General features: G+C 70.0%; 23 protein-coding genes, 1 tRNA gene and 3 pseudogenes. 15 read left to right on the top strand and 12 right to left on the bottom strand.

From position 1 onward, the window contains the following. Positions 1 to 11 precede the first annotated feature (11 nt). The 7 genes from MU852_RS08505 to nepR form a co-directional block, all read right to left on the bottom strand. On the bottom strand, positions 12 to 1,667 hold the full coding sequence (locus MU852_RS08505) for an MFS transporter (RefSeq protein WP_249751816.1): 1,656 nt from the start codon (positions 1,665 to 1,667) through the stop codon (positions 12 to 14). A 120-nt stretch (positions 1,668 to 1,787) separates the two neighbouring features. Continuing rightward, positions 1,788 to 1,925 (bottom strand): entericidin A/B family lipoprotein, encoded by a 138-nt coding sequence (locus MU852_RS08500; protein ID WP_249751815.1) that lies wholly within the window; start codon positions 1,923 to 1,925, stop codon positions 1,788 to 1,790. A gap of 90 nt (positions 1,926 to 2,015) precedes the next feature. Then, on the bottom strand, positions 2,016 to 2,153 hold the full coding sequence (locus MU852_RS08495) for a hypothetical protein (RefSeq protein ID WP_249751814.1): 138 nt from the start codon (positions 2,151 to 2,153) through the stop codon (positions 2,016 to 2,018). Then, the gene (locus MU852_RS08490; protein WP_249751813.1) at positions 2,138 to 3,061 is read right to left on the bottom strand and encodes a sensor histidine kinase; all 924 of its coding nucleotides are present in this window, start codon (positions 3,059 to 3,061) and stop codon (positions 2,138 to 2,140) included. Before MU852_RS08490 ends, MU852_RS08495 begins: the two co-directional genes overlap by 16 nt. A 68-nt stretch (positions 3,062 to 3,129) precedes the next feature. Next, entirely contained in the window at positions 3,130 to 3,774 is a 645-nt protein-coding gene (locus MU852_RS08485; RefSeq protein ID WP_249751812.1) for a cache domain-containing protein, read from the bottom strand. A 3-nt stretch (positions 3,775 to 3,777) separates the two neighbouring features. Continuing rightward, on the bottom strand, positions 3,778 to 4,389 hold the full coding sequence (locus MU852_RS08480) for a sigma-70 family RNA polymerase sigma factor (protein ID WP_249751811.1): 612 nt from the start codon (positions 4,387 to 4,389) through the stop codon (positions 3,778 to 3,780). Next, positions 4,386 to 4,589, bottom strand: a complete 204-nt coding sequence (nepR, locus tag MU852_RS08475; RefSeq protein WP_249751810.1) for an anti-sigma T factor NepR — start codon at positions 4,587 to 4,589, stop codon at positions 4,386 to 4,388. Before nepR ends, MU852_RS08480 begins: the two co-directional genes overlap by 4 nt. 200 nt (positions 4,590 to 4,789) lie before the next feature. Between nepR and phyR the strand changes: the two genes are divergently transcribed. After that, the gene (gene phyR / locus MU852_RS08470; protein WP_249751809.1) at positions 4,790 to 5,584 is read left to right on the top strand and encodes an anti-anti sigma factor/receiver protein PhyR; all 795 of its coding nucleotides are present in this window, start codon (positions 4,790 to 4,792) and stop codon (positions 5,582 to 5,584) included. A gap of 66 nt (positions 5,585 to 5,650) precedes the next feature. On the opposite strand, the gene MU852_RS08465 is transcribed toward phyR, so the two are convergent. Next, on the bottom strand, positions 5,651 to 5,998 hold the full coding sequence (locus MU852_RS08465) for a hypothetical protein (protein WP_249751808.1): 348 nt from the start codon (positions 5,996 to 5,998) through the stop codon (positions 5,651 to 5,653). Positions 5,999 to 6,310: 312 nt separating this feature from the next. Here MU852_RS08465 and MU852_RS08460 point away from each other — a divergent pair, with 312 nt between their 5' ends. The 7 genes and pseudogenes from MU852_RS08460 to hisS all read left to right on the top strand — a co-directional run bounded on the left by MU852_RS08460 (position 6,311) and on the right by hisS (position 11,301). Beyond that, on the top strand, positions 6,311 to 7,330 hold the full coding sequence (locus MU852_RS08460) for an NADP-dependent oxidoreductase (protein WP_249751807.1): 1,020 nt from the start codon (positions 6,311 to 6,313) through the stop codon (positions 7,328 to 7,330). A 14-nt stretch (positions 7,331 to 7,344) separates the two neighbouring features. Then, positions 7,345 to 7,752: a hotdog family protein gene (locus tag MU852_RS08455; protein WP_249751806.1), complete on the top strand. Its 408-nt coding sequence runs from the start codon at positions 7,345 to 7,347 to the stop codon at positions 7,750 to 7,752. 4 nt (positions 7,753 to 7,756) lie between these two features. Beyond that, positions 7,757 to 8,014, top strand: a complete 258-nt coding sequence (locus tag MU852_RS08450) for a hypothetical protein (protein WP_249751805.1) — start codon at positions 7,757 to 7,759, stop codon at positions 8,012 to 8,014. Positions 8,015 to 8,035: 21 nt separating this feature from the next. Continuing rightward, positions 8,036 to 9,054 (top strand): annotated as a pseudogene (locus tag MU852_RS08445) (fumarylacetoacetate hydrolase family protein). Between the two features lie 48 nt (positions 9,055 to 9,102). Continuing rightward, positions 9,103 to 9,633, top strand: coding sequence for a CcdC protein domain-containing protein (locus MU852_RS08440; protein WP_249751804.1), 531 nt, complete (start codon positions 9,103 to 9,105; stop codon positions 9,631 to 9,633). A 47-nt stretch (positions 9,634 to 9,680) separates the two neighbouring features. After that, positions 9,681 to 9,765, top strand: a tRNA-Leu gene (locus tag MU852_RS08435). A 48-nt stretch (positions 9,766 to 9,813) separates the two neighbouring features. Next, a pseudogene (gene hisS, locus MU852_RS08430) lies at positions 9,814 to 11,301 on the top strand (histidine--tRNA ligase). Between the two features lie 342 nt (positions 11,302 to 11,643). On the opposite strand, the gene MU852_RS08425 reads toward hisS, so the two are convergent. After that, positions 11,644 to 13,764, bottom strand: coding sequence for a M13 family metallopeptidase (locus MU852_RS08425; protein WP_249751803.1), 2,121 nt, complete (start codon positions 13,762 to 13,764; stop codon positions 11,644 to 11,646). 153 nt (positions 13,765 to 13,917) lie between these two features. Between MU852_RS08425 and MU852_RS17380 the strand changes: the two genes are divergently transcribed. The 6 genes and pseudogenes from MU852_RS17380 to MU852_RS08395 all read left to right on the top strand — a co-directional run bounded on the left by MU852_RS17380 (position 13,918) and on the right by MU852_RS08395 (position 18,492). Continuing rightward, complete coding sequence (locus MU852_RS17380; RefSeq protein ID WP_283843837.1) at positions 13,918 to 14,544, top strand: cation:proton antiporter domain-containing protein; 627 nt, start codon at positions 13,918 to 13,920, stop codon at positions 14,542 to 14,544. A gap of 35 nt (positions 14,545 to 14,579) precedes the next feature. After that, complete coding sequence (locus MU852_RS17375; RefSeq protein WP_283843836.1) at positions 14,580 to 15,782, top strand: cation:proton antiporter domain-containing protein; 1,203 nt, start codon at positions 14,580 to 14,582, stop codon at positions 15,780 to 15,782. Between the two features lie 195 nt (positions 15,783 to 15,977). Continuing rightward, on the top strand, positions 15,978 to 16,616 hold the full coding sequence (locus MU852_RS08410; RefSeq protein ID WP_249751802.1) for a TetR/AcrR family transcriptional regulator: 639 nt from the start codon (positions 15,978 to 15,980) through the stop codon (positions 16,614 to 16,616). A gap of 238 nt (positions 16,617 to 16,854) precedes the next feature. Further along, a complete protein-coding gene (rplU, locus tag MU852_RS08405; RefSeq protein WP_249751801.1) occupies positions 16,855 to 17,412 on the top strand; it encodes a 50S ribosomal protein L21 in 558 nt (185 codons plus the stop codon). Positions 17,413 to 17,510: 98 nt separating this feature from the next. After that, a pseudogene (rpmA, locus tag MU852_RS08400) lies at positions 17,511 to 17,794 on the top strand (50S ribosomal protein L27). A 164-nt stretch (positions 17,795 to 17,958) separates the two neighbouring features. Next, positions 17,959 to 18,492: a GNAT family N-acetyltransferase gene (locus tag MU852_RS08395; RefSeq protein ID WP_249751800.1), complete on the top strand. Its 534-nt coding sequence runs from the start codon at positions 17,959 to 17,961 to the stop codon at positions 18,490 to 18,492. 6 nt (positions 18,493 to 18,498) lie between these two features. On the opposite strand, the gene MU852_RS08390 is transcribed toward MU852_RS08395, so the two are convergent. The 3 genes from MU852_RS08390 to MU852_RS08380 all read right to left on the bottom strand — a co-directional run bounded on the left by MU852_RS08390 (position 18,499) and on the right by MU852_RS08380 (position 19,187). Beyond that, the gene (locus MU852_RS08390; RefSeq protein WP_249751799.1) at positions 18,499 to 18,654 is read right to left on the bottom strand and encodes a hypothetical protein; all 156 of its coding nucleotides are present in this window, start codon (positions 18,652 to 18,654) and stop codon (positions 18,499 to 18,501) included. A gap of 25 nt (positions 18,655 to 18,679) precedes the next feature. After that, positions 18,680 to 18,868, bottom strand: coding sequence for a Flp family type IVb pilin (locus MU852_RS08385; RefSeq protein ID WP_249751798.1), 189 nt, complete (start codon positions 18,866 to 18,868; stop codon positions 18,680 to 18,682). A gap of 124 nt (positions 18,869 to 18,992) precedes the next feature. Beyond that, the gene (locus MU852_RS08380) at positions 18,993 to 19,187 is read right to left on the bottom strand and encodes a Flp family type IVb pilin (RefSeq protein ID WP_249751797.1); all 195 of its coding nucleotides are present in this window, start codon (positions 19,185 to 19,187) and stop codon (positions 18,993 to 18,995) included. Between the two features lie 234 nt (positions 19,188 to 19,421). On the opposite strand from MU852_RS08380, the gene MU852_RS08375 reads away from it, so the two are divergent. Then, positions 19,422 to 19,865 (top strand): pilus assembly protein N-terminal domain-containing protein, encoded by a 444-nt coding sequence (locus tag MU852_RS08375; protein WP_249751796.1) that lies wholly within the window; start codon positions 19,422 to 19,424, stop codon positions 19,863 to 19,865. Positions 19,866 to 19,868 lie beyond the last annotated feature (3 nt).

The raw sequence follows: 19,868 nt of genomic DNA, 5'->3' as shown, positions 1-19,868 counted from the left end.
CTAGAACGCGCTCAGGCCCCGATGGTGTCCAGGTCGCGCCCCTTGGTCTCGGGCATGAACAGGACGGTGACGACGACGGCGATGACGGTGAAGACGACCGAATACCACAGGCCGAAGTAGATGTTGCCCGACGCCGCCGCCAGGGCGAAGCTGGCGGCCGGCAACAGCCCGCCCACCCAGCCGGTGCCGATGTTGTAGGGCAGGCTCATGGCCGTATAGCGCACCCGCGTGGGGAACAGCTCGACCAGGGCCGCGGCCTGGGGGCCGTAAAGCGCGCAGGCGGCCGTCATGAAGACCATCAGGATCAGGAAGACCATCGGCAGGTTGATCCGCGCGGGATCGGCCCGGTCGGGATAGCCCGCCGCCGCCAGCGCGGCCTTGATGCGCGCCTCGACATCGCCGCGGGCGGCCTTCAGCTGGGCGGGCGTCAGGCGGGCGCCGTCGACGGAGGCGACCTCGGCCGCCCCCACCCGGACCAGGGCCGTGGCCCCGGCGGACGCCGCGACCGTGTCGTAGGAGACGCCGGCGTTGGTCAGTATGGTCTTGGCGATGTCGCAGGCGCTGACGAAGGCGGCCTTGCCGACCGGATCGAACTGGACCGCGCAGGTGGCGGGATCGGCCACGACCGTGACCGGCGCGCGGGCCTGCGCCTCGGCCAGGGCGGGGTTGGCCGCGCGGGTCAGGGCGTGAAAGCCGGGGAAGAAGGCGACCAGCGCCAGGATCATGCCGAACAGCATGACGGGCTTGCGCCCCACCCGGTCCGACAGCCAGCCGAAGAAGACATACAGAAAGGCCGAGGCCAGCGAGATGGCCAGGATCAGGCCGTCCACCGTCGCCACGTCCACCTTCAGCATCCGCTCCATGAAGAAGCGGGTGTAGAAATAGCCGCAGTACCAGACCGCCCCTTGCGCGAACATGACGCCGAACAGGGCGATCAGGACGAAGCGGCCGTTCTTCCAGGTCAGGAAGGCCCCGCGATAGGGCGCGCGCCGGGCGCCGCCCTCGGCCTCCATGCGGCGAAAGGCCGGGCTCTCGTTCAGCTTCAGCCGGATCCACAGCGAAATGGCCAGCAGCAGGCCCGACAGCAGGAAGGGGATCCGCCAGCCCCAGGCGTCGAACGCCTCGACGCCCACGATCAGGCGGGTGACCAGGATCACCACCAGGGCGCCGATCAGGCCCAGGGCCGCGGTGGTGTTGATCCAGCTGGTCATGAAGCCGCGGTTGCGGGGCTGGGCGTGCTCGGCGACATAGATGGCCGCGCCGCCGTATTCCCCGCCCAGGGCGAAGCCCTGCAGCACGCGCATCAGCAACAGCAGCGCCGGCGCCAACAGGCCGATCTGGCCGTAGTCGGGCAGCAGGCCGATCGCCACCGTCGCCAGGCCCATCATGGTGATGGTCACCAGGAAGGTGGTCTTTCGCCCCACCCTGTCGCCGAACCAGCCGAACACCAGGGCCCCCAGGGGCCGCACCACGAAGCCGACGCCGAAGGTCAGCAGCGCCAGGACATAGCTCGTGGCCTCTCCCACGTCGGCGTAGAAATGGCGGGCGATGACGGTGGTCAGCGAGCCGAAGATGAAGAAGTCGTACCACTCGAACGCCGTGCCGGCCGCGGAGGCCCCCACCACGGTCTTCAGGCCCGGCTCACGGGCGGCGGCGGCTTGGGCCATCTGTCCTCCGGACGCCGTCTGACGGGCGCTTCCGGGACCAAGCCTAGCCCTGGCGCGCGCATACGAAAAGGCCCCGCCGCAGGGTGCGACGGGGCCCTGAACGTCTGGCTCAGGCCAAGATCAGCAGACGCGGCCTTCGGCGCAGTTCTCGACGGCCTGACCGGCGGCCTGGGCGTCTTGGCCGACGCCGGAAACGGTGTTGCAGGCGGCCGTGGTCAGGGCGGCGGCGGCGGCGAACAGGACGAAAATCTTGCGCATTCTTTTCTCTCCGACAATCCCGGCGCAGGAATGGCCGGTTCCGTGGCAGTCAACGCCACCCAGGCTTGGCGGTTCCGCACCGTGAAGCTTTTAAGGCGCTTCTTCCGGGTGAACGGCCTCGGGCGTGGCGAACGTCATGCGCGCGATGGTTCCGCCTCCGGGCGCGGGGAGCATCTGCGCCTCTCCCCGCAGCTGTTTGGCGAAGGCGCCCATCAGGGTCCGGCCCACGCCCACGTCGTCGTCGGACGGCACGCGGGGCCGTCGTCCTCGACCTCCAGGACGCTGGTCGCGCCGTCGACGCGGAAGCGGACCTTCAGATGGCCGCCGCGCCCGGCGAAGGCGTGCTTCTGGGCGTTGGACACGGCCTCGACCAGCCACAGCGCCAGGGGGGCCAGCTTGTCCGGGTCGACATACAGGGTGTCGGCCTCGACCGAACTGACGACCATCGGCCCGCGCCCGGCTTCGCTGGCGATCAGCTGGCCGACCAGCTCGGTCAGAAAGACGCGCGCGTCGGCGTGGCGCACGTCGTCGCTCTGGTACAGGGTGCGGTAGATCAGGGCCAGGGCCGAGATCCGCTGGCGCGTGTCGCCCAGCGCCGCCTTGGCCGAGGCGTCCGCCACCGCCCGCTGCTGCATCGACAGCAGCGAGGAGATGATCTGCAGGTTGTTCTTCACCCGGTGGTGGATCTCGCGCATCAGCGCGTCCTTTTCCGCCAGGGAGTCGGTCAGCGACCGGTCGCGCACCGTGATCGCCTCGGCCATCTCGTCCAGGGTGCGGGCCATGACCCGGATTTCGGACGGGGCGTTCATGGCCTGGATCGGCCGCACCGAGAAACGCCCCTTGGCGTAGATGGCGGCGACCCGCTCCAGATAGTCCAGCCAGCGGATGAACAGCCGCTCCGACAGCAGCATCACCGCCGCGAAGGCCGTCAGCCACGCGCCCAGCGGCAGCAGCAGGGCGCCGATCGGATTGAGCCGCGCCCACGACAGCAGGCCCGGCGACGGCGCCGAGATCAGCACATAAAGGTCGCCGCCCGCCAGCGCAGCGCCGGCGTAGTCGCGGCGCTGGCCCCGGCTGTCCCGCGCCTCGAACACCGCCGCCCCGTCGTTGCGCGCCCGCTCGACCCAGCCGGCCACGTCGCCCCCGCCGGACAGCTGGAAGGCGCTGGCGTCGCTGGCGGTCAGCAGGCGGCCGGCGCCGTCGGTCAGGGCCGTTTCCGATCCCTGGGGCAGGGCGGGGTCGCGGGTGTCGTCGGCTGCAGCGTGGTCAAGGGGATGACCGCCGCCATGGCGCCGTCGAACCGGCCCATCGGCCGCTCGGCGCGGATGGCCACGATCAGCGCGGGCGGATAGTCGGAATCGACCGGGGCGCGCATGACCACCATGTCCTCGCCGGCCCGCAGGCGCTCGAACCAGCCGGACTGGCCGGCCGGGGCGACGCCGGACCGGAAACCCTCGTCGCGGCCGGACGCGCAGACGGCCTGGCCGGTCGGGCTGACGCGATAGAGGCCTTCATAGCCTTCCAAATCGTCGACCAGGGCCGAAAGACGCGGGGTGCAATAGGGGCCGAGCGCGGCGGGGCTGAGCGCGCGCAACAGCACCTGCGTGCTGTCCAGCCGCGCCTTGGTGGACGCCGACGACCGTTCCGCCGCCAACTGCAGGTTGACGCGCCGCGCCTCGGCCTGCTGGCGGAAATCGGCCTGGGTCTGGATCAGGCTCAGGATGAAGATCGGCAACAGGGCCGCCGCCATCGCCAGGCCCAGGCGAAAGCGGATGCCCTGAAGACGGTCCGGCCGCCAGCCGAACCGTCGGGCGGGAGATCGCCCCGTCGTTCTGGTTTCGGCGGGCACCCGCTAGTCCCGGGCGCCGCTCAGGCGATCCGCTTCCCCCAGGATTGTGCGCATGGCGTCGCCCGCGGCCTGGCCGTCGCGCGCGTAGCCGCCGCGTTCCAGCGTGGCCAGCAGCGCCCGGCGCGCGCGGCTGACGCGGCTCTTGACCGTGCCGACCGCGCAGCCGCAGATCTCGGCCGCCTCCTCATAGGCGAAGCCGCCCGCCCCGACCAGGATCAGGGCTTCACGCTGCTCCTCCGGCAGGGTCTTCAGCGCCTGGCGCAGTTCGTCCAGGGCGACGGGCGCCTCGGGATCGTCCACCGCCACCAGGGTCCGCTCGGCCGCTTCCTGGTCCAGCTGCGACTGGCGCCACGACCGGCGCTTTTCGGAATAGAACTGGTTGCGCAGGATCATGAAGGTCCAGGCCTTCATGTTGGTGCCCATCTGATAGCTGGCGCGCGCGTCCCAGGCCTTCATCATGGCGTCCTGCGCCAGGTCGTCGGCGGCGGTCGGATCGCCGGTCAGGGTGCGCGCGAAGGCGCGCAGGTGCGGGATCAGGGCGACGAGCTGGGTCTTGAAGGCGTTGTCGTCGCTCGACGGCGGCTTGGGCGCCGCGCCCAGACGAGAGGCGCTCATGCGCCACCCTCGCCCGAACGATTGTCCGCGCGCTTGAGGATGTCCAGGAATTCGTCGGGGACCGGCTCGTTGACGACCTCGTCGAACATGTGCCGCAGCTTGACCCCGATGGCCTGCTGTCGAAGCCGGGCCTCTTCAAGACCGGCCGTCCCCGCCTTTTCATCGACCTTGCGGTGCGGGGATTCAGAAGAATTAGTCATAGACAGAACACCGCCCACCCAACATGCAGTGCAGAAATGCAGCGTCGATAACGTCGCCCCCGGCGGGGGTTCCTGCCTTACGACCTTTTAATGCTCAAGCTTGATCGTTTCGCCGGAACCGTGACGCCTTTGGCACGTTTCGTTCCGCTGTAGCGCCTCTCCTTGGGTTGGAGGGGCCATTAGTCGGGGAATTCCGGAATATGAGCCTTCTGGCCAGACTTGCGCCGCACCTGCCCTATGTCCGCCGTTACGCTCGCGCGCTGACCGGGGATCAGGCGACCGGCGACAACTATGTCCGCGTCGCGCTGGAGGCGCTGGCCGCCGGCGAACAGCAGCTGTCGCCGGACATGACGCCGCGCGTGGCGCTGTATCACGTCTTTCACGCCATCTGGGTGTCGACCGGCGCCCAGCTGGAGGACGCCAGCGGGGTCGAGGCGCGCGACGACGCCTCGCGCCGCCTGCTGCGCATCGCGCCGCGCTCGCGCCAGGCCTTCCTGCTGACCGCGCTGGAGGGGTTCACCCCGTCCGAGGCGGCGCAGATCCTGTCGGCCGACCCGCGCGAGGTCGAACGCCTGATCGGCGAGGCCCAGTCCGACATCGACGCCGAACTGGCCACCGACGTGCTGGTGATCGAGGACGAGGCCATCATCTCGGCCGACATCCAGAGCCTGGTCAAGGAACTGGGGCACCGGGTCACCGGCGCCGCCACCACCCATGACGAAGCCATCGACGCCGTGGCCCGCCACAAGCCCGGCCTGGTGCTGGCCGACATCCAGCTGGCCGACGGTTCGTCCGGCATCGACGCGGTCAAGGACATCCTCAAGAGCATGGACGTGCCGGTGATCTTCATCACCGCCTTCCCCGAACGCCTGCTGACCGGCGAGCGGCCCGAGCCCACCTTCCTGATCACCAAGCCGTTCCAGCCCGAGACGGTGAAGGCGGCGATCAGCCAGGCGCTGTTCTTCCATCCGTCGCGCCAGAAGCAGGCGGCCTGATCCGACGGAACGGTTCATGGAAAAGGCCCCGGAGCGGCGCTCCGGGGCTTTTCTCTTGTCTGTCGATCAGTTGGAGGGTTCGGTCGGGGCGTTGACGTTGGGCGCCTCGCCGGTGGGGACCGGCTGGGCCTCGCCCGTCGGGCCGGTGGGCGCGTCCGGCGTCGGCGCGGCGGCGCCTTCGCCCTGGAAGGCCTGGGCGTCCACCGCCTGGGCCCCGTTGTTGGCGTTGGTCTGGGAGAAGCCGCCCTGGCTGACCAGCCACAGGCCCAGCAGCACCACGGCGGCGGCGCCGGCCGAGATGATCAGCAGCCACAGGATCCGCACGCCCGGTCGCCCCTGGCGCGTGTCGCGCGCGTCCACGGGATGGCCCTGGCGCGGCGCGTCCGGGGTTTGATTGGGGTCGAGTTGAGTCATTCAGGCCTCCCGCCTCTTGTCCTTGGGTCGGCTGTTGAACGCCGGTCAGGCTTGGCTGTTCCGAAAGCGGAAAAAACCTGTTCGGCGTCGGAACCGCCGTCAGCGGGCGCCGTTATCGGGATGCGGAGGCGGCGACGCCCCCGACTTGATCGGCCCCAAAACCGATCTGTCGCCTCCGCGCCTCATTCTCGATGATGCCACTCCCAAAGGCGGTCCGCACGGACCGCCTTTTCTTTTCTTGCGCACGCGTCTCGACGGCGCCCGCGCCTGCGCTAGTATGCGTCCTGAATGAAAACGCATGGGAGAGCCGGCATGGCCCGAACCAATCGTCAGTGGGTGCTGCGTCAACGGCCCAAGGGGGCCGTTCAGGACGGCGACCTGGAACTGGTCGAGAGCCCCATCCCCGACCTGAAGGAGTCCGAGGTTCTGGTCCGCACCGTCTATCTGTCGCTGGACCCGACCAACCGCACCTGGATGAACGACGCCGAAGGCTATCTGCCGCCGGTGGGCCTGGGCGACGTGATGCGCGGCCTGACCCTGGGCGTGGTCGAGGACAGCCGCTCGGAACGGTTCAAGGTCGGCGACGTGGTCATGCCGATCTCGGGCGGCTGGGCCGACTATGCCGTCGTGCCTGAGGCCGGCCTGCGCCCCGTCCACCGCGCGCCGGGCCTGCCGCTGACGGCCAATATGTCCGTGCTGGGGATGACCGGCCTGACCGCCTATTTCGGCGTCACCGACGTGCTGAAGGCCCAGGCGGGCGAGACGCTGGTGATCTCGGCGGCGGCGGGCGCCGTCGGCTCCATCGCCGGCCAGGTCGCCAAGCAGCGCGGCTGCCGCGTCATCGGCATCGCCGGCGGGCCGGAGAAGTGCGCCTGGCTGACCGACGACCTCGGCTTCGACGCCGCCATCGACTACAAGAACGAGGACGTGGGCGACGCGCTTGACCGGCTGGCCCCCGACGGGATCGACCTGAACTTCGAGAACGTCGGCGGCGACATCATGATCGCCGTCTTCAACCGCCTGAAGGTGCACGGCCGCATGGCGGTCTGCGGCCTGGTGTCCTCCTACAACGCCACGCGAATGCCGCCGGCGCCGAACTTCGGCCGGATCATCACCCACCGTCTGAACGTCCAGGGCTTCCTGGTGCTGGACTACGCCCCCCGCGCCAAGGAGATGGTCGCCGAGATGGGGCCGTGGCTGGCGGACGGGAAGATCAAGTGGAAGGTCCACGTCGACGACGGGCTGGAGGGCGCCGTCTCCTCGCTGAACCGCTTGTTCACCGGCGATCACGACGGCAAGCTGCTGGTTCGCGTCTCCGAAGAACCGGCCTGAAGGATCGACCGCCCATGAGCGACCCGCTGCTCGTCCATTTCGAGGATCTGGAGGTGGGGCAGGTCGTTCCCCTGGGCGCCTGCGCGGTCGACCAGGGCGCGCTCGACATCTTCGTCGAGCGGTTCCAGCCCGGCTGGGACGTCGCCTATGGCGCGCCGGACGCCCTGATCTATGTGCTGTGGAGCCGACTGGCCGCCGACAAGGCCGCCGGTTGGGCGCAGACCAAGGTGCTGGCCGTCGACGGCCTGCGCTATATGCGCAATCCGCCGGCGGGCGAGCTGCTGCGCGGGCGGATGACGGTGATGGGCAAGGATCCGGTGGGCGACGAGAAGGGCATCGTCATCGCCTCGCACGACCTGCTGGACGAAGGCGGCCGGCTGGTCTTCTCGGGCCTGACCCGCGCCCTGTTCTCGCGGCGCTGACGCCATGACCGACGAACTGGACGCCATGGCCCAGGAAGAGCTGGACGCCGCCTGCGCCCTGCCGTTCGCCGACATCCGCAAGGTCACGCCCTGGGGCGACAGCTTCGCCGGCTTCGCCCCCTCGGGCCGCGCGGTCGAGGTGGAGCGCCGCTATCTGTGGGCGGTCGAACCGAAGGGCGCGGTGGTGGTCGAGGTCGAGGTGCGCGACCCCGCCGCCCGCGCCGGCGCCGAGGCCCGGACCCTGCTTCTGGCCCCCGACTGATTTTCGGTCTAGGCCTTGGGCATGAAACTCGCCTCGCTCAAGCACGGCCGCGACGGCCGCCTCGTGGTCGTCTCCAGCGACCTTCACTGGTTCACCGACGCCTTCCTGATCGCGCCCACCCTGCAGGCGGCGCTGGACGACTGGGATCGCTGCGAACCGCTGCTGCGCGCCCTGGCCGAGAGCCTGGAGCACGAGGCCGTGCCGCGCGGCCGCTTCCGCGAGCACGAGGCCGCCAGCCCCCTGCCGCGCGCCTATCAGTGGGCGGACGGCTCGGCCTATGTGAACCACGTCGAGCTGGTGCGTAGGGCGCGCGGCGCCGAGATGCCCGAGAGCTTCTGGACCGACCCGCTGATGTACCAGGGCGGGTCCGACGGCTTTTTGGGCCCGCGCGACCCCATTCCGCTGGCCGACCCGGCCTGGGGCTGCGACCTGGAAGCGGAGATCGTGGTGGTCGTGGGCGACGTGGCCCAAGGCGCGACGCGGGAAGAGGCGCTGGCCGCCATCCGCCTGGTCGGCCTGGTCAACGACGTCTCGCTGCGGAACCTGATCCCGGCCGAACTGGCCAAGGGCTTCGGCTTCGTCCAGTCCAAGCCCGCCAGCGCCTTGTCGCCCGTCCTGGTCGCGCCCGACGCCCTGGGCGACCGCTGGAAGGACGGCAAGCTGCACGGCAGCTGTCGGTGCAGCTGAACGGCCGCGACTTCGGCAAGGCGGACGCCGGGGTCGACATGACCTTCGACTTCGGGACCCTGATCGCGCATCTGGCCAAGACGCGCGCCTTGAGCGCCGGCACGATCATCGGCTCGGGCACGGTGTCGAACCGCGACGCCGACGGCGGCCCCGGCCGTCCGGTCGCCGAGGGCGGCCTGGGCTATTCCTGCATCGCCGAGGTCCGCACCGTGGAGACGATCCTGCGCGGCAAGCCCGAGACGCCCTTCCTGGCCCACGGCGACACGGTGCGGATCGAGATGCTGGACGCGCGTCACCACTCGATCTTCGGCGCCATCGAACAGCGCGTGGAGCCGCTTTCGCGCGACGCCTGACGCGGCTAGTCTGGCCCCGGCCTCAAGGGGGAGGTCGGGGAAGAGATCATGTCGCCGCAACAGTGGATTCCGCTGGCCGTCATTCCGGTCGTCATCGTCCTGGTCCTGCTGCGCAACCGCAGGCGGCGCGTCCTGCGCCCGAACCTGCTGTGGGTCATGCCGGCGATCGTGGGACCGCTGATCCTGCTGGGCGTGTGGGGCTCGACCCGCGCCGTCGGGGCGTCGCCGTTCGGCCTGGACGCCTGGGCGATCCTGCTGGTCGGGGCGGTGCTGGGCGGCGTCGCCGGCTGGTGGCGCGGCAAGACCATCACCATCGAGAAGGAGCCCGACGGGTCGCTGCGGTCCCAGGCCTCGCCGCTGGGCCTGGTGCTGGTGGTGGCGCTGTTCGCCTTCCGCGGCGTGCTGCGCCCCCTGATCGAGAGCCACGCGGCCCAGTGGCATCTGAACGCCCTGGCCGTCACCGAGGCCTTCCTGGTCTTCGCCCTGGGCCTGATCGTGCTGCAGCGCGTCGAGATGTTCATCCGCGCCCGCCGCATCCTGGCCGGCCGCCCGGACGACCACGTGGAAGTCGCGGCCTAGTCGCCGCTTTACGCCGCCCGCGTCCGTGTGGCATGAGGCGGCCCAATGCGGGCGTGGTGAAATTGGTAGACGCGCCGGACTCAAAATCCGGTTCCGAAAGGAGTGTCGGTTCGACCCCGACCGCCCGCACCACCATCCTCTTCGGTTGCGACCGCGCGTGCCTTGGCTTAAGCGCGCGCCATGAGCACCGAAGGCCCCCTCCGCCCCCTCGCCCGCAATCCGCGCGGTTTCGCCGACAAGCGCGGGCGCGACCTGTCCGCCGAGCGGCGCATCGTGCGCCAGGTGTCCGAGGTCTATGAGCGCTGGGGCTTCGAGCCGCTGGAGACGCCGGCCTTCGAATACGCCGACGCCCTGGGCAAGTTCCTGCCCGACGCCGACCGGCCCAACGAGGGGGTGTTCGCGCTGCAGGACGACGCGGGGTCGGACGAGCCGGGCGACTGGATGGCGCTGCGCTACGACCACACCGCGCCCCTGGCCCGGTTCGCGGCGCAGTCGTGGGAGACCCTGCCCAAGCCCTTCCGCCGCTACGCCTACGGCCCGGTGTGGAGGAACGAGAAGCCCGGTCCCGGGCGCTTTCGCGAATTCTGGCAGTGCGACGCCGACACCGTGGGCTCGGACCGGCCCGAGGCCGACGCCGAGATCATCGCCATGGCCTGTCAGGGCCTCCAGGCCGCCGGCCTGGCGCCGGGCCAGGCCCAGATCCGCGTGTCCAACCGCAAGCTGTTCGACGGCCTGTTCGACGCCGGCGGCGTGACCGAGGCGGGCCAGCGGCTGACGGCGCTGCGCGCCATCGACAAGTTCGACCGCCTGGGCTGGGACGGCGTGGTCCAGCTGCTGGGCGAAGGCCGGCTGGACGAGTCGGGCGACTACACCCGGGGGCGAACCTGCCGCCCACGGTCAGGGCGCCGTCGAGGCCTTCCTGGCCTCGGCCAACACGCCGGGCCTGACCCGCGCCCAGACCCTGGACGCCGTGGCCCGGTCGGGCGACCTGGGCGCGGCGGGGGAGGCGGCCCTGAACGAACTGGCCGCCATCGACCGGGCCCTGAACGCCATGTCGGTCGACCCGGCGGCGGTGACCTTCGACCCGACCATCGTGCGCGGCCTGGAATACTACACCGGCGCGGTGTTCGAGGCCGAACTGCTGCTGGAGACGGCCGACGACAAGGGGCGCCCGGTCCGCTTTGGCTCGATCGGCGGGGGCGGCCGCTACGACGACCTGGTCGCCCGCTTCACCGGCCAGAGCGTGCCCGCCACCGGCTTCTCGTTCGGCGTCTCGCGCCTGGCCTCGGCCCTGCGCGCGGCCGGGCGGGCCGACGCCGACGCCGTGCGCGGCCCGGTGGTGGTCATCGTCTTCTCGGAGGACGACATGGCGCACTATTTGTCGGCCGTCGCCGAGCTGCGCGCCGCCGGGATCGCGGCCGAACTCTACCTGGGCCGGGCCGGCATGAAGGCGCAGATGAAATACGCCGACCGGCGCGGCGCCCCGGCCGCCGTCATCCTGGGCGGGGACGAGATCGCGGCCGGACAGGTGACCATCAAGGACCTGGACGCCGCCGCGCCGCCGCCGCCGGGATCGCCGACAACGAAGCCTGGAAGGCCGAACGCCCCGGCCAGGTCGTCCTGCCGCGCGCGGAACTGGTCTCCGCCATCCGCCGCATTATCGAATAAGCTTCGATAAATAATCTCGCCAAGGATGAGTTATCAGCGATAAGTCGACGAAAGTTCGATTTGCGGCGAAACCCCCGTTGACGACGGCCCCGGGATGGCGTCAATTGGTCTCACTCGAGGACGAGCGGTGCTCAAGCACGCAGTTCTTGAAGGCGTTTCGGGAGGAAACGTCGGCTCACAAGAGCCTCGGAAAGCCCGCTGCGACGTATCCCCCGCAGCGGGCTTTTTCGTGCCTGAAATCAGCAGCCTGGACCGTCGCCGCGCCTTCGTCGCACAGGACGCCGGACAGCAGAAAGGCCGGGGTCGCCCCCGGCCTTTCGCGATTCTCGAAGGAGCGTCGCCTTACCAGATGCGGACGCGATCCTCCGGCGCCAGATAGTATTTGGCGCCCGGCTCCACGTCGAAGGCGTCGTACCAGGCGTCGACGTTGCGCAGCGGGCCGATCACGCGGAACTGCGCCGGCGAGTGCGGGTCGGTCGCCACCTGCTGCTTCAGGGCCTCGTCGCGGTACTTCGACTGCCACACCTGGGCCCAGCCGTAGAAGAAGCGCTGGTCGCCGGTGGTCCCGTCCAGGACCGGCGCGGCCTGGCCGTTCAGCGACAGGTGATAGGCCTCCAAGCCCACCGCCACGCCCGAGGCGTCGCCGATGTTCTCGCCCATCGTCAGTCCGCCCTGCACGTGATAGCCGGGCAGGGGCTCGTACTGGTCGTACTGGGCGCCCAGGCGGGTGGTCAGGGCCTCGAACTTGGCCTTGTCCTCGGCGGTCCACCAGTTGCGCAGCACGCCGTCGCCGTCGGACTTGGAGCCCTGGTCGTCGAAGCCGTGGCCGATCTCGTGGCCGATCACGCCGCCGATGCCGCCGTAGTTGACCGCCGGGTCCGCGTCCGGATCGAAGAAGGGCGGCTGCAGGATGGCGGCCGGGAAGACGATCTCGTTGTTGGCCGAGTTGTAGTAGGCGTTGACCGTCTGCGGGGTCATGCCCCACTCGGACTTGTCGACCGGCTCGTCCAGGCGGGCCAGGTCATAGTTCCACTCGAACAGGCCGCGGCGCTCGGCGTTGCCGACCAGGTCGTCGGCGCGGACCTCCAGGCCGGAATAGTCGCGCCACTTGTCGGGATAGCCGATCTTGACGGTGAACTTGGTCAGCTTCTCCTGCGCCGCCGCCTTGGTCTCGGCGCCCATCCAGCTCAGGCCGTCGATGCGGTGCGACAGGGCGGTGCGTAGGTTGGCGACCAGCTGTTCCATCTTGGCCTTGGACTCGGCCGGGAAATATTCGGCCACATAGAGCCGTCCCGTGGCCTCGCCCAGGGCGTTCTCGGCGAAGGAGATGGCCCGCTTCTCACGGCTGCGCTGCTCGGGTTGGCCCGACAGGTCGCGCGAGCGGAAGGCCCATTGCGCGTCGGAAAAGCGCTTGGACAGGAAGGGCGCCATGTCGTCGGCGGTGTGGAAGGCCTCCCACGCCTGCAGCAGCTCGACCGGCGTCTCGGCGTATAGGGCCGCGATCTTGGGCATGGCCGTGTCCTGGCGCACGATCAGGCGCGGCGTCCCGCCCAGTTCGGCGGCGTCGAAATAGGTCTGCCAGTCGAAGCCGGGCGCGTCGGCGGCCAGGCGGGCGATGGTGTATTCGTTGTAGGTCTCGTCGCGGTTGCGGTTCTGGATCGGGGTCCAGTGCGCCTCGGCGATCTTGGTCTCCAGGGCCACGATGGCGGCGGCGGTCTCGGCCGGGTTCGCCCAGCCGATCATGCCCAGCATGTCGGCGACGTAGGCCTGGTACTTCTCCTTCTTGTCGGCGTAGCGCGCGTCCAGATAGTAGTCGCGGTTGGGCAGGCCGATGCCCGACTGGCCGGTCGAGACGACGTAGCGGGTCGGCTGTTTCGCGTCGATGGTGATGCCGGTGCCGAAGAAGGACCCGCCGAAGCGGCCGACCGTCTGGCCCATGTAGGCGGCCAGCTTCTCATGGCTGTCGGCGGCGCGGATGGCGCTCAGATAGGGTTGCAGCGGCTGGGCGTCCAACTGCTCGATGCGGGCCTCGTCCATGTAGGCGCGATAGGCGTCGGCGATCTTGGCCTCGTCCGATCCGGGCGCCAGGTCGGTGCGCGCCGCCAGGCCCGTGACCAGTTCCTTCATCCGGTTGTCCGACAGTTCGCGCAGCAGGGCGAACGAGCCGTAGCTGGTGCGGTCCGACGGGATGATCAGCTTGTCGATCGCCGTCCCGTTGGCGTAGCGGAAGAAGTCGTCGCCCGGCGCCACGGCGGTGTCGCGCCCGGCCAGGTCGAAGCCCCAGGTCCCGTACTTGGGCGCCTCGGTCCCCTGCCAGCCGGCGGCGGTCTCCTCGCCCGAGAACAGCGAGACGATGGTGCAGCTCTCGTCCAGGCAGGCGTGGTCGTGTCCGATGTCCTGCGCCAGGGCGGCGGCGGGCAGCAGAAGGGCGCCCGCGGCGGCCCCGATAAGCAGACGTTTCATACTTCGATCCTCGATCCCGGCCCCGATGCGGCCGGGCGGCCGGACCCTAGACCGGACAAGGGACCTGTCGCCTTAAAAAAGTTCATGAAAGCGCCCCGGCCTCTCGCCAGACGACGCGCGGCGCCCTCTGATACGCCGGGGGACGGAGGGCGGATGACCAACGGGCACGGCGGCGGCGAATACAAGGATCTGGTGGTCTTCCTGGCGGCCGCGGGCGTCATGGTGCCCCTGGTCAACCGACTGAAGATCAGCCCGATCCTGGGGTTCCTGGCGGCCGGCGTCCTGCTGGGGCCGGACGGGCTGGCGCGCTTCTCCGACGCCCTGCCATGGCTGTCGTGGGCCACGATCAGCGATCCGGGCCAGCTGGCCCAGCTGTCCGAACTGGGCGTGGCCTTCCTCCTGTTCATGATCGGGCTGGAGCTGTCGTGGGAACGGCTGCGCGCCCTGCGCCGCCTGGTCTTCGGCCTGGGGCTGATGCAGGTCGTCGCCTGCACCGTCGTGCTGGCGGCCCTGTTCATGCTGACCGGCCAGCCGCTGGCCGGGGCGGTGGTGCTGGGCATGGGCCTGGCCCTGTCGTCGACCGCCGTGGTCATGCCGGTGCTGGCCGAGCGCGGGCGGCTGAAGGGGGTGGTCGGCCGCTCGACCTTCGCCGTGCTTCTGGCCCAGGACCTGTCGGTGGCGCCGATCCTGATCACCGTCACCGTTCTGGCCGCCCTGGCGCAGAGCGCGGGCCTGGGGGAAGCGTCCTGGAACCGGCCGTCCTGGGCCGCGCCCTGCTGACGCTGGTTCCCGCCGCGATCGGCCTGGGGCTGCTGGTGCTGCTGGGCCGGATCGTGCTGCGGCCGATGTTCCGCTCGGTCGCGCGCGCCCGGCGGGCCGAGCAGGGCGGGGAGCTGTTCGTCGCCGCCAGCCTGCTGGTGGTCATCGGCGCCGGCCTGGCGGCCCAGGCCGCCGGCCTGTCGATGAGCCTGGGCGCCCTGGTCGCCGGCGTGCTGCTGGCCGAGACCGAGTTCCGGCGCGAGGTCGAGGTCTCGATCGAGCCGTTCAAGGGCCTGTTGCTGGGGGTCTTCTTCGTGGGGGTCGGCCTGGGGCTGGACCTGGACGCGGTGGCGGCCGACCCGGCGGGCGTGTTCGGCCTGGCGCTGGCCATCGTGGCGGTCAAGGCCGCGGTCGTCTTCGGCCTGGCGCGGCTGTGGGGCCTGGCCTGGCGTCCGGCGCTGGAGACGGCCCTGGTCCTGGCCCCGGCGGGAGAGTTCGCCTTCGTCGTCTTCGCCACCGGCCTGGTCGAGGGCGTGGCCTCGCCGGGGATCACGGCCGCCGTCGCCCTGTCGGCCACGATCAGCATCTTCTGCATCCCCCTTCTGGCGCTGCTGGGTCAGCGGCTGACCCGCCCGGCCGCGGGCGCGCCCCACGACCCGGGACCGGATGCGGCCGGCGCCGTCCCCGACCCCGGCGAGGGGGCGACCGTGATCGTCGGCTTCGGCCGCGTCGGGCGGCTGATCGGCGAGATGCTGCGCGAGCATGACCAGCCCTTCATCGCCGTGGACGCCGATCCGGCCACGGTGGCGGCGGGCCGCCGGGCGGGCTTCGACGTCTTCTACGGCGACGCCGGCCGGTCCGAGATGCTGCTGCGCTGCGGCGTCATGACCACCCGCGCCCTGGTCGTGACGATGGATTCCCCGGCCAAGGTGGACGAGGTCGTCCGCGTCGCCCGGCCCCTGCGCGAGGACCTGATCCTGATCGCGCGCGCCCGCGACGACCAGCACGCGGCCCGCCTCTATGCGCTGGGCGTCACCGACGCCGTGCCCGAAACCACCGAGGCCAGCCTGCAGCTGGCCGAGAACACCTTGGTCGACCTGGGGGTGCCGATGGGCCTGGTCCTGGCCTCCATCCACGAACGGCGCGACCAGTTCCGCCGCGCCTTCCAGGCCGCAACCCCGGAGTCGCGTCGCCACCGCCCCATGCGCGCGCTCAGGAACAGCCAGCTTAACCATAGGCGTCCATCGCCCACAGAATAGAGTACGTAGTTATACGAGGAGCCTTGTCCGTGACCCATTTTTGTCATGGTTCCGTGGTGGAAGCGCTGCCTCTGTATTCATCGCATCGGCGGAGACTTCAGCGCCCATCGCCCCGGATCGCGCCGATCCCCTTCAGTCAACTTCGTCTCGTCCCCCGCGGGTTCGGAGTCCTTCGTAGAGTACACGCCCCCGTTCATGACCGATTCCATCGCCGCCTCCCCCGAGCCCCGTCTGAACCGTCGCCAGGCCGCCAAGATCCGCACCCGCCAGAAGGTGCTGGAGGCCGCCCGCTCGCTCTTCGCCGAGCGCGGCTACGAGCCGGCCACGATCCGCGACATCGCCAAAGGGGCCGGAATGTCGACCGGCGCGGTCTTCGCCAACTTCCAGGACAAGGCCGAACTGTTCGAGGCGGTCCTGACCGAGGACATGACCCGTCTGGCCGAGGTGGTCGAGGCCGGGGCGCCCCAGGGCGAGCCGGTGCGCGACCGCCTGGTGTCCGCGCTCAGCGCCGGCTACCACTCGTCGCTGGACCAGCTGCCGCTGTTCCAGGCCATCGTCGCCCGGTCCTGGTTCCAGCCGCTGGCGGCCGAGATGCGGGCCCGCGCCGCCACCCGGAAGCTGCAGCTGGCCATCGGCGCCATCCTCCAGGACGCGGTCTCGCGCGGGGAGATCAGCCAGGACGCCGACCTGCGCCTGTTGGTCGAGCTGATCTGGGACGCCTATCTGTCCAACTATCGCCGCGCCGCCTACGACAACTGGGACGCCCAGGCCCTGTCGGATCATGTGGCGCGTCAGATCGACGTGATCCTGGCGGGCGCGCTGGCCGCCCGCTGACCCGACGTCGATCCCGACCTGGAAAGGCCCCGCTTCGGCGGGGCTTTTTCTTTGCGGGCGTCTTGTCGGCTCCGGCGAAGCGCTGCAGAGAGCCGTCAGGCCCGATCGTCCGAATTCGCCCCGAAAACGCGGCAAATCGCGTTGACTCCGCGACCGCCTTCCGTATATGTCGCCGCTCTTCGCCCGCGGGGGTCACCCGGCGGGCGCACTCTTTTTGCGTTTGCGCTGAGGCTTCAACATGTACGCGGTGATCAAGACCGGCGGCAAGCAGTACCGGGTCCAACCGGGCGACACCATCGTCGTCGAAAAGCTCGACGGCGACGCCGGCGCCGAGCTGAAGTTCGACAGCGTCCTGATGCTGGGCGGCGACAAGGGCGTGACCCTGGGCGCCCCGCTGATCGACGGCGCCTTCGTCGGCGCGACCCTGATCGAGACCCGCAAGGGCGAGAAGGTCAAGATCTTCAAGAAGACCCGTCGCCAGGGCTATCGCCGCACGAACGGCCATCGCCAGATGGAATCGGTCCTGCGCATCACCGGCATCGAAGGCGCCGGCGAGACCGCCAAGTGGGACGGCAAGATCGACCTGCTGACCAAGGCCGAGATCGACCTGCGCGCGCGTGGCCTGGCCACCCGCGGGGCGACCTCCTCGATCGGTTCGACCGAGACGGTCGTGACCGAGGCCGACGGCGCCGACGTCAAGGGCGCCGTGGTCGAGAGCTCGGCTCCCGCCAAAAAGGCTCCGGCCAAGAAGAAGGCTCCCGCCAAGAAGGCCGAAGCGGCCGGCGACGAAGCCTAAGACATTCACCGGCGCTTCACCGGCGCCATAGGATATAAGGAGCGTCCTCAAGTAGGCCGAACGGCCGATAGGACGCTAGGAAAGAGCGGAGCGATACGATGGCTCACAAGAAATCCGGCGGTTCGTCGCGCAACGGTCGCGACTCCGAGTCCAAGCGCCTCGGCGTGAAGAAGTTCGGCGGCGAGCGCGTGCTGGCCGGCAACATCATCGTGCGTCAGCGCGGCACCACCTTCCACCCGGGCGAGAACATCGGCATGGGCCGCGACACACCCTGTTCGCCCTGACCCCGGGCGCCGTGAAATTCACCACCAAGCGTGGCGGCCGTTGTTACGTGTCCGTGCTTGCGGCCAACGACGACGCTCAGGCCATGGCCGCCGAGTAACGCCATCTGGAAAGCCCGGATCGCGTTGCTCCACCAGCAGCCGATCCGGACCAGGGAAATTTTCCGCGGGGAGTCTGGATCACCAGGCTCCCCGTTTGCGTTTCCCCGCCTCGAAGACCGTCCGAGCCCTCCAAGGAGACGGTCCAGAGAATGAGGCGACCGCCATGTGCGTCATTGAAACCTCCCCCGTCGTCGAGACGCGGCGTCTGGTGCTGCGCGCGCCCGCGCCCCAGGACGCGCCGCGCATCGCCGCCCTGGCCAACGACATCGACATCGCCCGCATGACCAAGCGGATGCCGCATCCCTTCCATGTGAAGCACGCCGAGGATTTCGTCGTGCAGGTCGCCGCCCAGGACCCCGCGCGCGCCAGCACCTTCGTCATCGAGCATGAGGACCACGGTGCCGTCGGCGTGATCGGCCTGTTCGAGGGCGATGACCGCGTGCCCGAGACCGGCTACTGGATCGGCCGCGAATTCTGGGGCCGGGGCTTCGCCACCGAGGCCCTGGAGGGCGCCCTGGTCTGGGCCAGCCGCAAGTGGCGCCGTCGCGCGCTGGTCGCCGGCCACTTCGCCGACAATCCGGCGTCGGGGCGGGTGCTGGAAAAGGCGGGCTTCCTCTACACCGGCGAGACACGTCGCGCCTTCAGCCTGGCGCGCCGGGCCGATGCGGACACCCGCATGATGGTGTGGATGGCCTGACCGCCGTCAGGGCGCGCCCGAGGGCGGGCCGCCCGGCTCGTCCTGTTCGCCGTCCGCGTCGCGATCGACCCGGCCGCGACCGCGGCCCTCGATCCCCATCGACAGGGCGAACAGGGCGCCGGCGAAGACCATGGCCAGGATGATCAGCAGGATCAGGTTCATGGGATCGCAACGCCCCAGGCGCCGATCAGTTCGAGGTCACGTCCGGCGGGGTCGCCATCTGGCCGCCCATCCGGGTGAAGGCCTCTTTCATCTCGGGGCCGAAGGCGCTGAGGCAGACGATCAGGGCGGCGCCCATCAGGCCGACCAGAAGGCCGTATTCTATGGCGGTCGCGCCGGACTGGTCGCGGCGGAAACGTCGGATAAGCGCGGTCATGCCGGCTCGCCTCCTCGGGCGCGAAGCCCGTGCGGGTCGATCGGCCGAAGGGCCGGTCCCGTGAATTGAAGAAGGCCGGGACGAAACGCCCCGGCCTCCTCCGACTTGACGTCGATCGTCAGGATCAGCCGCCGGTGATGTCGTTACCCGAGGCGTTGCCCATCGAGTCGCCGATGCCTTCGAAGGCTTCCTTCATCTGCGGACCGAAGGCGGTCAGGCAGGTGATGATGGCGACGGCCATCAGGGCGGCGATCAGGCCGTATTCGATGGCGGTGGCGCCGGACTCGTCCTTGACGAAACGCGAAACGAACTTGGTCATGGTAATCCCTTTTTGATTTGATCTGCGAGCAACTGGCGGGGGAGCCGGCAGCCCGCTTGACCCCCAAAACGCAGGATCAAAATGCCCGACAGCCGTTAAAGTGAGGTCACGGCGTTTGGTTACCCCCTGATTCACCACGAAAAATATGCATGACGGCCCGAAATCCTTTGTTGAGGATTGCGGCGCATCCTCGCGGACGTCCCGCGCGTGCGCGCCTTATTCATCAGGGTCGCCATGTCCCGCCTTCCCGTCCTGTTGAGCGCGCTCGCGCTGATCGCCGTCCCGGCCGTCGCCCCCGGCGTCGCCCTGGCCCAGACCAACACCCTGAGCATCGAGATCGACCGCGCCTCGCGGGTCCAGCTGCCGGGCGCGGCCGCCTCGGTCATCGTCGGCAATCCGCAGATCGCCGACGTGTCGGTGGTGGACGCCAACACCCTGTTCATCACCGGCAAGGGTTACGGCGTGACCGAGGTGATCGCCGTGGACGCCATCGGCCGCACCCTGTTCCAGCGCGAGGTCGTCGTCACCGGCGGTTCGACCGGCTCGGTGCGCGTCTGGCGCGGCGGCCAGGCGACCGAGATGGCCTGCGCCGCCTCCTGCGCCCCCAGCGTCCGCGCCGTCGGCGACACCGGGGCGGTCGGTGCGCCCTCGGCGCCCGCCGCGACCGCGACGCCCTGACCG

Source organism: Brevundimonas albigilva (assembly GCF_023503965.1).
Lineage (GTDB): Bacteria > Pseudomonadota > Alphaproteobacteria > Caulobacterales > Caulobacteraceae > Brevundimonas > Brevundimonas albigilva.
Note: the sequence above shows the minus strand (reverse complement) of the source record. Positions and strands in the feature narration are given on the sequence as shown.